The sequence below is a fragment of the Novosphingobium sp. NDB2Meth1 genome, from assembly GCF_900117425.1.
Taxonomy (GTDB): Bacteria; Pseudomonadota; Alphaproteobacteria; order Sphingomonadales; family Sphingomonadaceae; genus Novosphingobium.
Window position 1 is genome coordinate 81,932 of the sequence record NZ_FPEH01000019.1, and the last position, 14,483, is coordinate 96,414.

The 14,483-nt window shown below is 63.6% G+C and carries 15 protein-coding genes; 4 read left to right on the top strand and 11 right to left on the bottom strand.

Features of this window, described 5'->3' with window-relative positions; all coding sequences use genetic code 11:
• Nucleotides 1-107 precede the first annotated feature (107 nt).
• From NDB2M1_RS15090 to NDB2M1_RS15100, 3 genes are all read left to right on the top strand, one after another.
• Nucleotides 108-776 (top strand): TetR/AcrR family transcriptional regulator, encoded by a 669-nt coding sequence (locus NDB2M1_RS15090; RefSeq protein WP_072383614.1) that lies wholly within the window; start codon nucleotides 108-110, stop codon nucleotides 774-776.
• A 218-nt stretch (nucleotides 777-994) separates the two neighbouring features.
• The gene (locus tag NDB2M1_RS15095) at nucleotides 995-2,632 is read left to right on the top strand and encodes a flavin-containing monooxygenase (RefSeq protein ID WP_072383616.1); all 1,638 of its coding nucleotides are present in this window, start codon (nucleotides 995-997) and stop codon (nucleotides 2,630-2,632) included.
• 46 nt (nucleotides 2,633-2,678) lie between these two features.
• Nucleotides 2,679-4,340 carry a class I adenylate-forming enzyme family protein gene (locus tag NDB2M1_RS15100; RefSeq protein WP_253185898.1) on the top strand — a complete coding sequence of 554 codons (1,662 nt, stop codon included), beginning with the start codon at nucleotides 2,679-2,681 and terminating at the stop codon, nucleotides 4,338-4,340.
• Here the strand turns inward: NDB2M1_RS15100 and NDB2M1_RS15105 are convergent, their stop codons facing one another.
• From NDB2M1_RS15105 to NDB2M1_RS15140, 8 genes are all read right to left on the bottom strand, one after another.
• Nucleotides 4,341-5,042 carry a TetR/AcrR family transcriptional regulator gene (locus NDB2M1_RS15105; RefSeq protein ID WP_216234027.1) on the bottom strand — a complete coding sequence of 234 codons (702 nt, stop codon included), beginning with the start codon at nucleotides 5,040-5,042 and terminating at the stop codon, nucleotides 4,341-4,343.
• Between the two features lie 4 nt (nucleotides 5,043-5,046).
• Nucleotides 5,047-6,147: a 3,4-dihydroxy-2-butanone-4-phosphate synthase gene (gene ribB, locus NDB2M1_RS15110; protein ID WP_072383622.1), complete on the bottom strand. Its 1,101-nt coding sequence runs from the start codon at nucleotides 6,145-6,147 to the stop codon at nucleotides 5,047-5,049.
• A 1-nt stretch (nucleotide 6,148) separates the two neighbouring features.
• Complete coding sequence (locus tag NDB2M1_RS15115) at nucleotides 6,149-6,934, bottom strand: DUF2889 domain-containing protein (protein ID WP_083554887.1); 786 nt, start codon at nucleotides 6,932-6,934, stop codon at nucleotides 6,149-6,151.
• Between the two features lie 8 nt (nucleotides 6,935-6,942).
• Nucleotides 6,943-7,473, bottom strand: a complete 531-nt coding sequence (locus NDB2M1_RS15120; RefSeq protein ID WP_072383626.1) for a flavin reductase family protein — start codon at nucleotides 7,471-7,473, stop codon at nucleotides 6,943-6,945.
• 1 nt (nucleotide 7,474) lies between these two features.
• The gene (locus NDB2M1_RS15125) at nucleotides 7,475-8,245 is read right to left on the bottom strand and encodes an enoyl-CoA hydratase-related protein (protein WP_072383628.1); all 771 of its coding nucleotides are present in this window, start codon (nucleotides 8,243-8,245) and stop codon (nucleotides 7,475-7,477) included.
• Nucleotides 8,246-8,247: 2 nt separating this feature from the next.
• Nucleotides 8,248-9,084 carry an enoyl-CoA hydratase-related protein gene (locus NDB2M1_RS15130; RefSeq protein ID WP_072383630.1) on the bottom strand — a complete coding sequence of 279 codons (837 nt, stop codon included), beginning with the start codon at nucleotides 9,082-9,084 and terminating at the stop codon, nucleotides 8,248-8,250.
• A 5-nt stretch (nucleotides 9,085-9,089) separates the two neighbouring features.
• Complete coding sequence (locus NDB2M1_RS15135; protein ID WP_072383632.1) at nucleotides 9,090-9,551, bottom strand: nuclear transport factor 2 family protein; 462 nt, start codon at nucleotides 9,549-9,551, stop codon at nucleotides 9,090-9,092.
• Between the two features lie 84 nt (nucleotides 9,552-9,635).
• The gene (locus NDB2M1_RS15140; protein ID WP_083554888.1) at nucleotides 9,636-10,151 is read right to left on the bottom strand and encodes a nuclear transport factor 2 family protein; all 516 of its coding nucleotides are present in this window, start codon (nucleotides 10,149-10,151) and stop codon (nucleotides 9,636-9,638) included.
• 98 nt (nucleotides 10,152-10,249) lie between these two features.
• Here NDB2M1_RS15140 and NDB2M1_RS15145 point away from each other — a divergent pair, with 98 nt between their 5' ends.
• Nucleotides 10,250-10,909, top strand: a complete 660-nt coding sequence (locus tag NDB2M1_RS15145; protein ID WP_072383636.1) for a carboxymuconolactone decarboxylase family protein — start codon at nucleotides 10,250-10,252, stop codon at nucleotides 10,907-10,909.
• Here NDB2M1_RS15145 and NDB2M1_RS15150 read toward each other — a convergent pair whose 3' ends face one another.
• From NDB2M1_RS15150 to NDB2M1_RS15160, 3 genes are all read right to left on the bottom strand, one after another.
• The gene (locus NDB2M1_RS15150) at nucleotides 10,910-12,169 is read right to left on the bottom strand and encodes a cytochrome P450 (protein ID WP_072383638.1); all 1,260 of its coding nucleotides are present in this window, start codon (nucleotides 12,167-12,169) and stop codon (nucleotides 10,910-10,912) included.
• Nucleotides 12,170-12,187: 18 nt separating this feature from the next.
• Nucleotides 12,188-13,273, bottom strand: a complete 1,086-nt coding sequence (locus tag NDB2M1_RS15155; protein WP_072383639.1) for a zinc-binding dehydrogenase — start codon at nucleotides 13,271-13,273, stop codon at nucleotides 12,188-12,190.
• Nucleotides 13,274-13,352: 79 nt separating this feature from the next.
• Nucleotides 13,353-14,453 carry an LLM class flavin-dependent oxidoreductase gene (locus tag NDB2M1_RS15160; RefSeq protein ID WP_083554889.1) on the bottom strand — a complete coding sequence of 367 codons (1,101 nt, stop codon included), beginning with the start codon at nucleotides 14,451-14,453 and terminating at the stop codon, nucleotides 13,353-13,355.
• Between the last annotated feature and the right edge of the window lie 30 nt (nucleotides 14,454-14,483).

The window sequence follows — 14,483 nt, forward strand, 5'->3', positions numbered from 1 at the left end:
TTCCCTTATAGTTTGACCCTGAGCAACATCCCCGGCAGTGATTGATGAGGCGCAGCCCTTGCCATTGCATGGCTCGGGAGTGAGCTGCGCCAGCATAAGCACCAGCGATGAGCACGATGCCGGGCAAAAACCAGACTGCTTCGCTTGAGATCAACCCGATCAAGGCGGAGATTGACGAGGTCAAACGCAGACGCATTCTCGAGGAGGCCGTGCGGCAGTTCTTCGAGAAGGGCTATGAAGCGACGTCGCTGGAATCGATTGCCGAAGGGCTCGGTGTCACGAAGCAGTTCATCTACTCGCGCTTTCGCAGCAAGGCCGAACTGCTGGTCCATGTTTGCAAGGCCGGTGCGACTGCTGCCGATGAAACGGTTGCGTTCAGCGCCACCTTGGCGGGGGAGCCGGCGACCCGCCTGGCGCAGATCATTCGCTATTTTGTCCGGCTGCAGATCGAACATCGCCGCGAAGTGGCACTCTATTTCCGGGAGGCCAAGAGCCTTCCGGCCGAAGAGGCCGTGACCATCGACGCCTCGAAGCAGCACTTTCACCGGATGCTGCGCGCGCTGCTCAAGGAAGGCTCGCTGAGCGGTCAGTTCGAGATTGCGGATCCTTCGCTGGCGGCTTCGGCGCTTGGCGGCATGGCATCGTGGGCATTCACGTGGTTTACCCCCGAAGGGCGTTGGGACGCCGAATCCGTCGCGCAGGAACTCGCCCGCCTCGCGCTCAGAACGGTCGGGGTGCGCGATCCCGAGGCTTACGTCATCGACAGCACCGCCTGAACCAGCCGCCTCGCTGGCGCGCCATTTGACCACCGGATGTGGCCTTTACTCCCTGATTATCAATCATTTGTCTTTCGCACACGGTCAGCGCGGCCCCCGCCGCACGCCCGTGACTTGCGCCTTTCCGCTCAGAATATTCTTGACAGAATATATATATTCCTTTGAGTATATTACTGACCCGGCGGCGTGGCCCGGCGGCAATATCCGGAAGGTGCCTCATGATAACTGGCGAACTCGTGCCCGATTTCGATGCCGTAGTGATCGGCGCCGGCGTGACCGGAATGTACCAGACACATCTGCTCGAGCAGAGCGGCCTCACCGTGTGCGGGATCGAAGCGGGGGCCGATGTCGGCGGCACGTGGTATTGGAACCGCTACCCCGGGTGCCGGCTCGATACCGAAAGCTACGCCTACGGCTACTTCGCGCTCAAGGGCATCATTCCGGATTGGGAATGGCAGGAGCGCTTCGCCTCGCAGCCGGAGATGCTGCGCTATGCCAACCGGGCTGCCGATGCGATGGACGTCCGCAAGCTGTATCGTTTCAATACCAAGGTGGTCGCCGCGCACTATCAGGATGCGGGCAATGTCTGGCGGGTCACGCTCGATAATGGCGACGTGCTCAGCTGCCGCCATCTGATATCGGCGACGGGCCCGCTATCAGCCACGAGAATGCCGGACATCAAGGGCATCGACGCGTTCCAGGGCGGGTCCTTCCACTCGTCGCGCTGGCCGGTCGATGCGGACGGCCTGCCGCGCGACATCGATTTCACCGGCAAGCGCGTGGGGATCATCGGAACCGGTGCGACGGGGGTTCAGATCATCCCGATTGTCGCGGAAAGCGCGGGCGAACTCTTCGTGTTTCAGCGCTCGCCCAACTGGTGCACGCCGCTGGGCAACACGCCCATCAGCAAGGACGAGATGGCCGTCATCCGCAAGCGCTACCCCAACATTCTGGAATACGTGAAGGTCACCGACACGGCGTTCCCCTATCACCGCGACCATCGCAAGGCGATCGACGTCCCTGCGGACGAGCGCGAAGCCTTCTTCGAGGATCTCTACAATCAGCCCGGATACGGCATCTGGCTGAGCGGCTTCCGCGATCTGCTGGTCAACAAGGAATCCAACAAGTTCCTTGCCGATTTCGTTGCCGGCAAGATCCGCCAGCGGGTCAAGGACCAGCGCACTGCCGAGAAGTTGATCCCGACCGATCACCCCTTCGGCGGCAAGCGCGTTCCGATGGAGACCAACTACTACGAGGCCTACAACAAGGACACCGTCCACCTCGTCGATATCCGCGAGGCCCCGATCGTGGAGATCACCGCGAGCGGCATCCGCACGGCCGACGCATTTTACGAACTCGACGTGATCATCTTTGCGACCGGCTTCGATGCGGTGACCGGTTCGCTCGACCGGATCGATATCCGCGGGAAGCACGGCAAGCGACTGAGGGACGCCTGGGCCGATGGCCCGACCACCTTCCTCGGCCTACAGGCACGCGGCTTTCCGAACTTCTATACGCTGGTCGGCCCGCACAACGGATCGGCCTTCTGCAATGTCGGCGTGTGCGGCGGGCTGCAGGCCGAATGGGTCACGCAGATGCTGGTTTACCTTACCGCCAAGGGCCTCAGCTTTGCTGAACCTTCGCAGGCGGCCGAGGACGAATGGACGGAATCGATCTACCGCGATTTTTCGCGCACCCTGCTTGCCGAGGCCAATGCCTGGTGGGTCAAGACGACGACGAAACCAGATGGATCGGTCGTGCGCCGCACGCTTGTCCATGTCGGCGGCGGCCCCGAATATCGCAAACGGTGCGAACAGGTGGCTTATCATGATTACGAAGGCTTCGAACTCGCCTGATATCAATCAACATTAGCGTTGACAGTCGCGCTCGTGCGCTTCATTCTTGGCCGCGACAAGCGATGACGGGGAGAGTTTCGCCTTGATATTCAGCGAGTGGTCCGAAGTTGCGCCACTGGCGGATCTGCTGATCCGCAGCGCAGCGCGCCATCCTGACCGGCATGCGCTGGTCATGCCAGACCTGACCCTGACTTATGCCGAACTGCGCGATGCCTCGATCGAGATCGCCCGGGGCATCATCGGGCTGGGCCTCGCCCCGCGCGCGCATGTCGGCATTCTCGCCAACAACAGCCGCGAACTCGTCACCGCCCTGTTTGGCGCGGCGCTGGCCAATTGCGTGGCAGTGCCGCTCAATGCCCGCCACAAGAGCCGGGAGCTTGGCTTCATTATCGAAAACGCCGATCTCGCGGTGATCCTGACAACGGCGGCCGACACACGCTTTGTCGATTTTCGGTCTGTGCTCGCAGAGGCCCTGCCCTCGCTTGGCACAAGTGCGCCCGGCGCGCCGCTTGCGCTCGCCGAAGCACCCCTGCTGCGCGGTGTCGTGGTGCTCGAAGGCGATGCGCCCGCGGGCTTCATTTCCCGCACCGACTTCGTTGCGGCAGCGCAGGCTGTGCCCGTCAGCGCGGTGGATGCCGTCCGCCGCGCCACGCGCCTGCGTGATACGGCCTTCATCATCTACACGTCCGGAACCACGGCCAATCCCAAGGGTTGCCTGCTTTGCCACGAAGCTGTGTCACGCGGGCCGGTGGAGCGCGCCAGCAGCCGCTTCCGCGCGCGCGAGCATGACGTGACATGGGGCGGCGGTCCGCTGTTCCATATCGGCTCGCTCGCCCCGTTCATCGGCGTGATCGGCACCGGCGGAACCTATGTGACCGACGTGTTCTTCGATGCCGGGCGCGCGCTCGATCTGATGGAGCGGGAAAATGTATCCGTCGCCTGGCCCTGGTTCCCGGCCATCCTGCAACCGTTGCTCGATCATCCCGCGTTCGATCCAGCCCGCCTTGCTGCCTGGCGCAAGGTCTTGCTGATTGCGCCCCCCGCGCTGGTGAACCGCGTCCAGCAAACCTTTCCCGAGGCCGAATTCATGCAGGCCTGCGGCATGACCGAAACCGCCGGGATCTTTGCGCTTTGCGCGCCTGATGAAACACCCGAGCAGCGCGCCGTCAGTCAGGGCAAGCCCGTACCGGGCATTGCGGTCAAGATCATCGAGCTCGAAAGCGGCGAGGAGGCCGCAGCCGATGTCGTGGGCGAAATTCTCGTCCGGGGCTACTGCGTGATGGACGGCTATTACCGCTCGCCGGAAAAGACGGCCGAAGCGCTCGATGCGGAGGGCTGGCTGCACACGGGCGATCTCTACGCTCGCGCTGCGGACGGGCAGCTGACCTTTCATGGCCGCGCCAAGGACATGCTCAAGGTCGGCGGGGAAAACGTCGCGGCGATCGAGGTGGAAGCCTACTTGTGCAGCCACCCGGCGGTGAAACTGGCCGAAGTGGTTGGCCGACCCGATCCGCGGCTGGACGAAGTTCCCATCGCCTTTGTCGAGCTTCGCCCTGGCAAATCCGCCAGTGAAGAGGAACTCATCGCGTTCTGCCAAGGACGCATCGCGAGCTACAAAGTGCCGCGCGCGGTGTTCTTCATGAACGACGGCGAATGGCCGATGTCCGCGACCAAGGTCGACAAGCGGGCCCTGCGCGCGCGGCTCTAGTCAGCGCTTCTCCATGCCGCTGAAGAAGATCTCGCAGAAGGCGTTCGAGATTTCGGGCGCCGAATGCGCGCCGCCCGGCTGGTACCAACGGTGGGTCCAGTTCAGCATGCCGAATACGGCATTCGCGGCCACCGAGACGGCGATATCGTCGCGCATCTCGCCCTTGCCGATGAGTTCGCTGATCAGGCTGAGGACGATCTTCTCGAACGTGCGGGTCTTGGCCACGATGCGCTGCGCCCAGGCGCTTTTCTCGCTGGTGACCCGGCTCATTTCTTCCTGAATGTAGACGTACATATGCGGATAGTACTGGTCGTAGGCCGACATGAGCTGGGTGATGACCGCGCGCAGCTTTTCCTTCGGTTCCAGCGCATCGTCGGCAAAGATCGCTTCGCAGGCCGCGATGTTCGCTTCCACCCCAACCCGCAAACATTCGCGAAACAGCTCTTCCTTGCTGCCGAAGTAGTAATAGACGGTAGCCCTGTCCAAGCCTGCCTTATGGCCGATTTCGGCAAGTGTCGTTGCCTTGAAGCCGTGCGTCTTGAACTGCCTGCCGGCAATTTCAACGAGTTCGGCCCGCTTTGCCAGATAATCGTTGCTGCCCTCTTCGAGAGCCGACTGCCGCCGTTTCGAAATATTGCTCGTGGTTGCCATGCCCCGAGGCCTATCGACCTCCCGCTTGGCTGACAAGGTCGATTGGTTCATGGCTTCAGCCTCCGACAATGGCTTTGCGATCGACGATCTCAAGCCCAAATCCCTCCAGTGCCGCCATCTTCCTGCTGCTCGAAGTCAGCAGTGCCATCCGCCCGACGCCAAGGTCCTTCAGGATCTGCGCCCCGATCCCATAGTCTCGCTCGCTTGAAATGCGCGCATATTCCTCGCGGCCGCCCAGCACCCGGCGCGAGATCGACGCGCGGTCCGGATCCTGGACGAAGACCGCGACGGCCGGGCCGTCATGCTGCGCAAGCTGGCGCAACGCTGCGGGCACATAGTCCGGATGCGCATTGCGATAGCCCAACAAGTCCGCCGTCAGGTCGAACTGGTGGACGCGGACCAGCGTGTCCTCCTCGGGCGTGATCGCACCGCGCACCAGTGCCACGTGCTCGCCATGGTCGACCAGATCGCGGTACACATGGATCGTGAAGCTGTCCCCGTAGTGGCTGTCGAACGGTCCGCTGGCGACCCGCTCGACAAGCGTCTCGGTGCGCCGGCGCCAGGCGATGAGATCGGCGATCGTGCCGATCTTCATGCCGTGCTCGGCGGCAAAGGGTACAAGGTCCGGCAGCCGCGCCATGGTCCCGTCCGGGTTCATCACCTCGCAGATCACCCCGGCCGGAACCAACCCGGCAAGCCGGGCGATATCAACCGCGGCCTCGGTATGTCCGGCGCGCACCAGCACGCCGCCGTCACGCGCGGTCAGCGGGAACACGTGGCCTGGCGAGACCAGATCGCGCGGCCCACATTGCGCATTGATCGCGACCGAAATCGTCCTGGCGCGGTCAAATGCGGATATCCCTGTCGTCACGCCTTCGCGCGCCTCGATCGAGACGGTGAAGGCAGTTCCATGCCCCGAGCGGTTGTCACTCGACATGGGCGACAGTTCGAGATCCCGCGCGCGCTGCGCCGTGATCGCAAGGCAGATCAGACCGCGGGCATGGATTGCCATCTGGTTGATCCGTTCCGGTGTGGCAAACTGCGCCGGGACAATGATGTCGCCTTCGTTCTCGCGGTCATCCGCGTCGACCAGAATGAAGGGCCTGCCATTGCGGGCTTCGTCGATGATTTCGTCGATGGAGGCAATCGCGGCCATCTCAGGCTCCTTGGTTCGCGGGTTCGGGGGCAGCGTGCCGCATGGGAGGAAGTCCGCCGCTGAAATCGCGAACATAGCCCGTGTTGTCGAAAGCGGTTTCGAACGATGCGCCGCTGTAGCTGAAGCACGCACCGAACCGCGAAGGTTCCTCGGCAACGCGGCGCGGGCTGTGGCTGTCGACCACATAAGCCCGCCCGCGCGCGACGAAGACGGCCATCTGGGCCATGCGCCACAGGTCTGCCTCTTCGGCAGGAAAAGACGCGTGAACCCAGCGGATGAACCCGCCGAACAGGCCCTGCCCGCGATGCTCTGCCGGCTCGACGAGTGTCTCGTCACGGAGCACCCATGCCAGTGCCGGTTTGCCATCCTGATGCAGCGCCAGCCGCTGCTCGCCCATGCCATCCCGATCAGCGAGGGCAATTTCGACGATACCGCTGCCTTCATTCCGCACAAGCCGGCTGAGGCCCAGCCGCGCCAGTTCGACAAGATGGGTGCACTGCCCGCCGCGGTCCTCAGCGGAAAGCGCCAGCGCCGTGGCCGGTCGGCCGATCAGCGTGCGCAATGCAGCAATTGCGCCTGGACAGCTGGTCTTGGGAAAGCGGTCCATGCGGGCGGCGGCATCGGTAATGACTTGGCCATCGACGATGAGGGTGACGCCCATGTCGTGATAGTCGTCGAGCAGCGCGACATCGATCCCGTTCGCCCTCCGGGTGAAAGTTATCCGCCGCCGGTATACCCCTGTCCCGTAAGCGGGATTGGGCGGATAATGCTGGAGATTTCCGGACATCGGGGGCGTCAGCTTGCGGCAGCGAACCGGCCGTACGCACCCTTGAAGAACAGGAGGGGCCCCACCGCGCGCTCGACTGCCAGAGTCTCGACCCGGCCCAGCACGATCGTGTGATCACCGGCGTCAATCTCTTCGGCAATGGCGCATTCGATATGCGCGACGACACCGTCGAGCAGCGGCAGGCCGCGCCGCGACAACCGGTGTGCGGTACCGTCGAACTTGTCACCCCCGCGTGAGGCGAACCGGCGGCACAACTCGATCTGATCGTCCGCCAGCACGTTGACACAGAAATAGCCGCCGGCCCGCACCAGCGGCCAGCTGCTCGAACCGCGATCAGGGAAGAAGGCGACCAGCGGCGGATCGAGCGAAACCGAAGTGAAGCTGCCGACCACCAGCCCAGCAGCCTCGCCATCATGGCTCACCCCTGTGATGACGCAGACGCCGGTAGGATAGTTACCAAGCACGGAGCGGAAGTCGCCCGGATCAATCTCGACCCGGGTATCGGTTTCGCCCGCTGCCGTGGTGCCTTCCCCGGTCATGTCAGCGTCCGGTCCACACCGGCTTGCGGCGCTCGGCCCCTGCCAGTTCGCCCTCGCGCTTGTCGTGGCTTTCGGCATATTGCTCGATCTCCTCGAAGCGCGTCATCAGCGCGACTTCGAGCGGATAGCCGAGACGACCCAGCGCCGCGGCCTTTGCCGCCTGATTGGCGAGCGGCGAGGCCGCCGTGACCTTGTCCGCCCACTTATGCGCCGTGGCTGCCAGATCGGCAAACGGGACGACCTCGTTGACGAGGCCAAAGCGCGCGGCCACATCGGCCTTGATCCGCTCGCCGGTCAGGATCATCGCCATCGCGATATGGTGGGGCAATTGCCGCATCGCGCGGTGCACGACGCCGCATTCGCCGATGATGCCGACCTTGGTTTCAGGCAGCCCGAACTGGGCGGTTTCTGCAGCGACAATGATATCCGCGCACATCGCCAGCTCAAAGCCGCCGCCAACACAGAAGCCCTGCACCGCCGCAATCAGCGGCTTCCTGAGCGTGACCAGCGGCCCACCGATCCCGGTCAATCCGCCGGCCAGCGCCATGCGTGTCTTGCGCTCCGCGCCGCCCGAAACATCAGCTCCGATACAGAAACCCTTTTCGCCTTCTGCCGAAAGGATCGCGCACCAGATATCCGGATCGGCGTTGATCGTGTTCCAGGCGTCCAGCAGGAGGTCGTCCATTTCCTGCGTGATCGCGTTGAGACCCTGCGGGCGGTTGAGGCGGACATGTGCGACATGCCCCTCGATCGTGAATTCGACGTCTGCCATGTTTACTCCTCCGGCGCGACGAGCGGGCTCGTCGGCGCGACTTTGAACTGCTGGATGACGGCCTTGAGGCCCTGCTCCTTCATGCGCTGGCGGATCTCGAGAACCGCCGGTGCCAGGTGCAGCAGCGCGTCGATTTCAGCGATACCGGACAAGGCCTGCCTGAACCCTGCCGCCTCGGTGGCGCGGTTGATCGAGAGCTTCTTGAGCCTCAGGACCTCGGGCGGGGTCAAGGCGATCCGCTGCGCCAGCGAGCGCACCGCCGGAATGAGCTGCGCGGCGGGCACGCAGTGGTTCGCCCAGCCCCAGGTTACGGCGGTTGGCCCGTCGATCCAGTTGCCCGGCACGAACGCGAATTCCTTGGCGCGCTTCGGGCCGACAAGGCTGACCCAGGTCGGCGCAATGAAACCGCCGCCGATCGGAATGGTCGGCTCGCCGATCCGCACATCATCGGCAACGACGGTGATATCGGTGAACACGCACATCTGCGCCGCAGCGGCCAGGCAGAAGCCGTGAACCGCAGCGATCACCGGCTTGGGATGATCCCACATCAGCAGCCAGCGTTCGACATTGGCGCGAAGGCGGGCTTGGTCGGCCATCGGATCAGCGGGGCCGCTGTCACCTGCACCATAGCTGCCAAGGTCCATCCCGGAGCAGAACCCCTTGCCCTCGCCGCGTATGGCGATCACCGGACCGCCCTCGTGCTTCAACCTCCCGAGTGCGTCGGCAAACTCGTCGAGCAACTGCGGCGACAAGGCATTGGCCGCCTCAGGCCGATCGAGCACGATCCAGCTGAGCGCTTCCTCGTGCTCGATCCGGATCGTGGCATAGTCGCTCGCCATTGTGGTTACTCGGCGCGTCCGATGGGGTTAGCGGCGCGTACGTGATAGTCCGTCGCCATCGTGGTCTTGAGGATGCGCTGCTTGAACTTCCACTGCCCGTCCCGCTTGACGATGACGTCATGGTACTGGCCATAAAGAATGCCGTCGGGGCGTTCCTTGGTGTAGCGGTGGATGGCGAGCACGGCGGCGCGCAGCGTCACCTCGGTGTCACTGACCCAGTCGATCACGATGTTGGAGACATGGTGCGAAGTCGCGCGGAAGAACGTGCCGATCCCGTCGAGCGTCTTGGCATAGGCCTCGATCCCGGTCGCGCCGAAATTCGGGGCATAGCTGACTTCGCAATCTTCGACGAACAGCTCGATCATCTTCTCGGGCATGTTCATGTCGAGGTAGTAGGCGTAGTCGAAAACGATCCGCTCGATCGCGCGTTCCTCCACGATCCGGTCCAGGGCGCTTGCTACATCCACGACATCTCTCCTTTTTCATTCAGTGGGTTGAGCCCTAAGTTCCAGCTCCTACCCGCAAATCCCGGGCAAACCATGCCCACCCGATCAACCATCCCGCCGCCTTGGAAAATCGGAAGCCAGCGGCTCGGCACCGGGCCAGCGCACGTTGAGCGCGCTCGTCAACGAGGCCTCCACAGCAGACCAGGGCGCCATGTGCACGACCCTCATGGCGCGGACTGCGAGCCGCCATTCGCCCTCCTCACGTTCGTAGCGGTCGACGTAGCGGACCGCTCCGAAGTAGGTTGCCGCACCGAGGCCCAGTTCGAGATGAGCGCAGACGAGGCCATCCGCCGCATCGGGTCCGTCAATCCGGATATGCACATAGTGCGGCGTATGGACGGTCTGGCCCATGCCGGAGCGCGCCGCCTTCAGGACCGCGACAATCCCGTCGCGGCCATCGGCATCCTCAAAGCCAGAGGCTTCAAAACGTGCTGATCGGGTAAAACACTGCGCCAGCGCGGCGTAGTCATCATCGTCGGCTGCACGGAAGTAGCCCGCGACCAGATCCTGAATCGCTGCCCTGTCCTCCAGTATCCTGATGCGCTCTTCCAGCGATGGCACGACACGACTCTCCAACTCTTCAAACCGATATGGGCAAGGCGGAAACCGCAGTCAACACATAAGTTGACAGTTTCAAACGGAGTGGGCAAAGTCCTCTCATGACAGTTATTTCGATTGCGCAGCTGCGCGCAGAAGCGGAAACCATGACGGCGTCGCTTGGTGAGGGAGAGCCGCTCGACGCGCTCGGCGTTGCCCTCGTAACCCTCGCCGTAACCGCGTCCGTAACCGCGCTCGAACGCGCCGGGATCAAGCGCGCCATCGCTCAGGCTTTCGATGCGGGCGCGACCATAGCGCAAGTACAGGAAATCCTCGCGCTTTCCTCCGGGCTTGGCGTGCACACCCTGATGGTTACAGCCGCCCCAGTGCTGGATGCGGCCGCAGCCCGAGGGCTGATAGACGCCGCGCAGCCACTCGATGCCGAGCGCCAGTCACTGTGGGACCGGTACGTTGGCAATGATCCTTTCTGGAAGGGCGTTACTGAGGAGCTGCCCGGATTTCTCGAGGCAATGCTGCGCCTTTCTCCCGACATCTTTGTCGGCTTCTTTGACTACTGTGCGATTCCCTGGCGCAGCGGCACCGTTCGCGCGCGGATAAAGGAACTTGCCGCGCTCGCCTGCGACGTAACGCCTAGCCATCGCTTTCGACCCGGCTTTCGCGTGCACCTCAAGAATGCCATCGCGCTCGGCATCGGCCGCCGCGCCATCCTGCAAGCGCTCGATATCGCCGCCGCGGTGCCGGAGCACCGCGGCACCGAATGATCACCCGGCCTTGCCGGCATCCCAGATCAGCGGAACATTCTCGACCGCGGCGACGATGCCCGAATGGTAGATCGGGTTCGCCCCGGGTGCGAGGCTGAACTCCGGAATCCGGCGGATCCACTCCTGCAGCGTGACCGTTGCCTCGAGCCGCGCGAGGTGGAGCCCGGCGCAGCGGTGCGGGCCAGCCGCAAAGGTACTGTGCTGCGGAGCCTTGCGGTCCCAATCGAGGTTCCAGGGATCCTCGTTTTCATCCGGATCGAGGCCGTGGAGCGCCGTCGGCAGCAGGATCATGTCGCCCTGCTTGAGTTCGACGCCGCGATAGGTCTGATCAGCGGCGACCATGCGGGCGTCTGAAACGACCGGGAAACGGCGGAACAATTCCTCGACACCGCGGCGCAGCTTCAGTTCGTCGTCACGGATCTCCGCAACCTTTTCCGGATGCCGCGCGAGATAGATCATCGCGAAACTAAGGAAATTGACGACCGTATCGAGCCCGCCGAGCAGGAGCAGCGAAATCAGCCCGACGGCCTTGTCATGCGGCATGGGCTCGCCGTTGATCGTGCCGTTGACCATGACCGAAATGAGATCGGTGCCATCCTTCCCGCGCCGTTCGCGAATGATCGGATCGACATAGGCGTCAAAACCGCGGTTGGCCGCATCGAGCGTTGCAGCCATTTCTTCGGGCGTATTGCCCGATGGCCGGGTCATGTCCTGCGCAAAAACAGCGAGCTTGGGTACGTCGGACATCGGCAAGTCCGCCATCGCCATGAAGACCTTGACCGGGAAGACATTAGCGTACTCGGCGGCAAAATCGCAGTGTCCACGCGCGACCATCGGCGCGATCAGGTCTGCCGCCGCCTGGCGTACCTGATCTTCCATCCTGCGAATCTGCGCAGGATTGAGCCCGGTATCGAGCAGCTTGCGGTAGGGCGTGTGCTCGGGCGGATCCATTCGCGTCGGGACCATGCCATACTTTTCGCCCGCTTCCTTGGGCAGGAAGATCACCTGGCTCGAGAAGCGCGAGGGGTCGCTGTAGATTTCCTTGATGACCTCGCCGCGCGTCGCGACCCAGTGGCCGCCGGTTAGCGGAGTCCACGCCAGTTCGGGCGTGCCATCCGTCTGCAATGCCTTCCATGCCTCATGGAAGCCGTTCTCGATCCCGTCGATCGCATACATGTCGATATCGCGGACAAGGGCTTCTGGAACGTGCGGCGGGCGCGGCGCGCGCACGCGACTGTCGTCAATTGCGGTTTGCGTCATGGAACGTCCTTCCGTGCGTCAGCTGATTTCGGGATCGATGATGGCCTTGATCACCGCACCTGCGGCCGTCGCCTCAAGCGCTTCCAGCGCCCCTGCGACACCGAACCGGTGGCTGACGATTTCGGCCAGCGGGTATTCGCCATTGAGTCGCGCCGCGAGGTGCAAGGCCTGATGGAAATGCTTGGGCTTGGCGAAGGTCGCCCCCGCAATCGTCAGGTTCTTGATCGTGAGGTCGCGCGGGGAAATCGGCTGCGTGCCGATAGCCCCCCACAGGCCAAGGATGATGTAGCGGCCATGATTGCCCGCGATGTCGACGCCTTCAGGGAAGGCGGGCAAGGCGCCGGCTGCTTCAACCACGATATCCGGCCCGTTGGGCGCTACCCGGTCGTAGATCTGCCGGCGGCGTTCCTCCGGGCTGTCCTTGAGCGATACGGTCGCCGTCGCGCCGAGCGAGCGGGCGATTGCAAGGCGGTTCTCATGCATGTCGACCGCGATCACTTCCCGCGCGCCCGAAAGCTTCGCCAGAAGGATGGCAGAGAGGCCGACCGGGCCCGCCCCCTGCACCACGACGGTATCGCCCATGCGCACCGGCCCGCAGCGATCGAACCCGCGCAGCGCGGTGGGAAGCGCGCAGCCCAGCGCGATCACCGCCTCGACCGAGGCGCCATCAGGCAGCCGGAAGAAGGCAAGGCCATTGGGCAGCCAGGCGTAATCGGCATAGCTGCCCCAGTTGGGCTTTTCGGCATGTTCGAAGAAGGTCGAATTGTCGCAGGGAGTCTCATCAAGCACGGTGCAGCTGTGGCAGCGATGGCAAAGCGCAATCGGCGCCCAGTAGACGAGGTCACCCGGCTTGACCGCAACCCCGGCATAGTCGGTCGTCACGCCCGCGCCGAGCTTCTCGATCCGGCCAACCCCTTCATGGCCAAGAATGATCGGGAACGGCATGACACCGGCCTCGCCCGACATGATGTGCACGTCGCTGCCGCAGACGCCGCCCGCTACGATGCGCACCAGCGCTCCGCCGGGTTCGGGATCGTAGATCTCGACATCCCAGGTCTCGACCCGGTTGGGTTCGACCAGCACGCATGCTCTTGCCTTGCTCATCACACAGTCCTCTCGCGAGCCCGGCGAGGGCAACCGCGGCGCGTCTGCCGGCGCCCTCGGTTACCGACCCGGGAGGGGTTCAATTGGGCATGCGCACCTTGGGACAGACCTCGGTCGCAAGCCGGCGCAGCGATTCCTCCCAGGGCTTGGGATCGTCGATGCTGTCATGCTGGTTGGCCACGATCTGCCCCCAGCCGCCGACCGCATCGGCAAGCTTTTCCAGCTTCTCGATCACCGTTTCGGGCGAACCGCACAGGATCACGTGCTCGACAAGGAAATCCTCGTCGATTGCGTCAGGCGTGATGTCGATCCCGCTATCGTGGATGATCCCGTCGAACAGCCCGAACTTGACGTAGATTTCCTTCAGATACTTGTGCCAGGTCTGCATCAGCCCGGTCTTGCGCACGAGCCGCTTTGCCTCGGCATCGGTATCGGCGATGAAGATGTCGCGGCACACGCGGTAGCGCTTGCGGTCAGGAGTATGGCCCTTCGAGATCATCGCCTCGGCCCAGGTATCCCAGTGCGCGCGCATCTGCGGGGTACCGCCGAAGAACGAGATCGGCGAGTAGTCGCGCTCGCCGGCAAACTTCATCGAGGATGACTTCATCGACAGGCCGGTCACCGCCAGTTCCAGCGCCGCGCGGCCGCCATAGGGGCCGTTGTTGGCGATCTCGACGTGGTACTCCGGCATCGTGTCCGGCCCGGGGAAGCCGGCCTGGAAGTACTTGCCCTTCTCGATGAAGGGCTTGCCCTCCCACACCCGCTCCATGAGCGCCAGCGCTTCCAACTGCATCGGCGGCAGCGGGCCGATGCTCTCGAAGCCGTGAAGGATCGCGTCGGTGTGGTGGCCGCCGGGCGCCACGCCAAGGAAATAGCGGCCTTCCATGACCTGGCTCAGCCAGCCGATGCGGATCGCAAGCGTTGCCGGGTCATGGTAGGGCAGCAGGTGCGCCATCGGCGCAAAACGGATCTGCTTCGTGGTATGCGCGCAGGCGGCGATGATCGCTTCTGGCATCGGAATGTTCTCCCAGCCCAGCGTGTAGTGCTCGCCGATCATGTAGTCGGCAAACCCCGCCTCATCGGCGATCCTCGCGATATCGACCGCCCAGTCGAACACCTGGCGCGGTGTGCGGCTCGGCGGATTGTAGGGCGTCATGAAGATACCGCACTGCATGGCCATTCCATCTCTCCCAGCGTTTGAATTGGTTTC

What these genes read in the sequence shown, in the direction of transcription:
- NDB2M1_RS15090 (WP_072383614.1), top strand. Translation starts at nt 108, where the DNA reads ATGAGCACGATGCCGGGCAAAAACCAGACTGCTTCGCTTGAGATCAAC.
- NDB2M1_RS15095 (WP_072383616.1), top strand. Translation starts at nt 995, where the DNA reads ATGATAACTGGCGAACTCGTGCCCGATTTCGATGCCGTAGTGATCGGC.
- NDB2M1_RS15105 (WP_216234027.1), bottom strand. Translation starts at nt 5,042, where the DNA reads ATGAACCAATCGACCTTGTCAGCCAAGCGGGAGGTCGATAGGCCTCGG.
- ribB (WP_072383622.1), bottom strand. Translation starts at nt 6,147, where the DNA reads ATGGCCGCGATTGCCTCCATCGACGAAATCATCGACGAAGCCCGCAAT.
- NDB2M1_RS15115 (WP_083554887.1), bottom strand. Translation starts at nt 6,934, where the DNA reads ATGTCCGGAAATCTCCAGCATTATCCGCCCAATCCCGCTTACGGGACA.
- NDB2M1_RS15120 (WP_072383626.1), bottom strand. Translation starts at nt 7,473, where the DNA reads ATGACCGGGGAAGGCACCACGGCAGCGGGCGAAACCGATACCCGGGTC.
- NDB2M1_RS15125 (WP_072383628.1), bottom strand. Translation starts at nt 8,245, where the DNA reads ATGGCAGACGTCGAATTCACGATCGAGGGGCATGTCGCACATGTCCGC.
- NDB2M1_RS15130 (WP_072383630.1), bottom strand. Translation starts at nt 9,084, where the DNA reads ATGGCGAGCGACTATGCCACGATCCGGATCGAGCACGAGGAAGCGCTC.
- NDB2M1_RS15145 (WP_072383636.1), top strand. Translation starts at nt 10,250, where the DNA reads ATGACAGTTATTTCGATTGCGCAGCTGCGCGCAGAAGCGGAAACCATG.
- NDB2M1_RS15150 (WP_072383638.1), bottom strand. Translation starts at nt 12,169, where the DNA reads ATGACGCAAACCGCAATTGACGACAGTCGCGTGCGCGCGCCGCGCCCG.
- NDB2M1_RS15155 (WP_072383639.1), bottom strand. Translation starts at nt 13,273, where the DNA reads ATGAGCAAGGCAAGAGCATGCGTGCTGGTCGAACCCAACCGGGTCGAG.
- NDB2M1_RS15160 (WP_083554889.1), bottom strand. Translation starts at nt 14,453, where the DNA reads ATGGCCATGCAGTGCGGTATCTTCATGACGCCCTACAATCCGCCGAGC.